Consider the following 535-nt stretch of genomic DNA (forward strand, 5'->3'; position numbering starts at 1 on the left):
TATGTTAAGCTTAAGAAGGTTACCATATATGGAGGTGGATTATATGTTTCAAATTGGCGATAACATTGTTTATCCAATGCACGGAGCAGGTATAATTGAAGCCATAGAAGAAAAAGAATTCTCAGGGGAAAAACAACAGTATTATGTCATAAAAATGTCAATCAGTAATATGCAAGTCTTGATTCCTACGGGTAAAATATTGAGTTCGAGTATACGTCCAGTTACTGATATACTTGCATTAAAACACATCATACACATTTTTCAGCATGGAGAATCAGATAGATTACTCCCGTGGAAACAAAGATATAAAGTAAACACGGACAAAATAAAAACGGGTGAAATACAAGAAGGTGCTGAAGTTGTACGTGATCTAATGCGTATGAAGAAAGAAAAAGCACTTAATACAAGCGAAAAAAAAATGTTGGATAACGCACATGAATTTTTGATTAGTGAACTGGGATTAATTAAAGGGATCACTGAAAATCAATTAAAAAGTTTCTGTTAAGGTTCATTATAGATAATGTATTACATCCCC

1 protein-coding gene is annotated in these 535 nt (G+C 32.9%); it reads left to right on the top strand.

Annotated features, from left to right (window positions below; translation table 11 throughout):
- Positions 1–43 precede the first annotated feature (43 nt).
- Positions 44–505, top strand: a complete 462-nt coding sequence (locus tag BPMYX0001_RS25290; RefSeq protein ID WP_018783411.1) for a CarD family transcriptional regulator — start codon at positions 44–46, stop codon at positions 503–505.
- Positions 506–535 lie beyond the last annotated feature (30 nt).

Origin of the sequence: Bacillus pseudomycoides DSM 12442 (genome assembly GCF_000161455.1) — a bacterium.
GTDB classification, from domain to species: domain Bacteria; phylum Bacillota; class Bacilli; order Bacillales; family Bacillaceae_G; genus Bacillus_A; species Bacillus_A pseudomycoides.